Source organism: Mangrovicoccus sp. HB161399 (assembly GCF_013184745.1).
GTDB lineage: Bacteria > Pseudomonadota > Alphaproteobacteria > Rhodobacterales > Rhodobacteraceae > Mangrovicoccus.
Window position 1 is genome coordinate 1 of record NZ_JAATVU010000271.1, and the last position, 840, is coordinate 840.

Here is an 840-nt window from a genome sequence, read left to right on the forward strand (position 1 = left end):
CCCATGCTGATCGACATGCGCAAAGTGGACCGTCTCATCGACCTGTGGCTCGACGAGGACTGCAACTATTTCGACCTCACCGCGAAGATCATGGTGGATGACGGCGCGGTGGCCAGCTTCGGCATGAACGCGCGCGAGCCGGTCGTGCTGTCCGGCCTGCCGATCGCGGAGCTGATCTTCCGGAAGCTCGACCCCGGCTGCAGCTTCGAGACGGCCCGCAAGGACGGCGACCGCGTCGAGGCCGGGGTCACCTTCGCCACGGTCACCGGCAATGCCCAGGCGCTGCTGACCGCCGAGCGGGTGGCGCTGAACCTGGTCCAGCGCATGTCCGGCATCGCGGGCGTGACTGCCGAGTACGTGAAGGAGATCGAGGGCACGGGCGCCTTCCTCGTCGACACGCGCAAGACCACGCCGGGGCTGCGGATGCTGGAGAAGTACGCCGTGACCTGCGGCGGGGGACGCAACCACCGGCTGGGCCTCGACAACGGCATCATGCTGAAGGACAACCACATCGCCGTGGCAGGCTCGATCACCGCCGCGGTCGCGCGCGCCAAGGCGCTGGCGCCGGTCCTGACCAAGATCGAGGTCGAATGCGACCGGCTGGAGCAGGTCCGCGAAGCGCTGGAGGCCGGGGCCGACGTGATCATGCTGGACAACATGACCAACGAGGCGATGCGCGAGGCGGTCGCATGGGTTGCCGGGCGGGTGCCGCTGGAATGCTCGGGCGGGGTGCGGCTGGACACGATCCGGGGCAAGGCCGAGACCGGCGTGGACTTCATCTCGGTCGGCCGCATCACCCAGTCGGCGCCCTGCGTCGATATCGGCCTCGACGAGGCCTGA

General features: G+C 68.7%; 1 protein-coding gene. It reads left to right on the plus strand.

Going from position 1 to position 840, the window contains the following annotated elements; translation table 11 throughout:
- Window positions 1-840, plus strand: an 840-nt coding sequence (nadC, locus tag HCC78_RS32825) for a carboxylating nicotinate-nucleotide diphosphorylase (RefSeq protein ID WP_371743978.1), incomplete at its 5' end; no start/stop codon positions are given.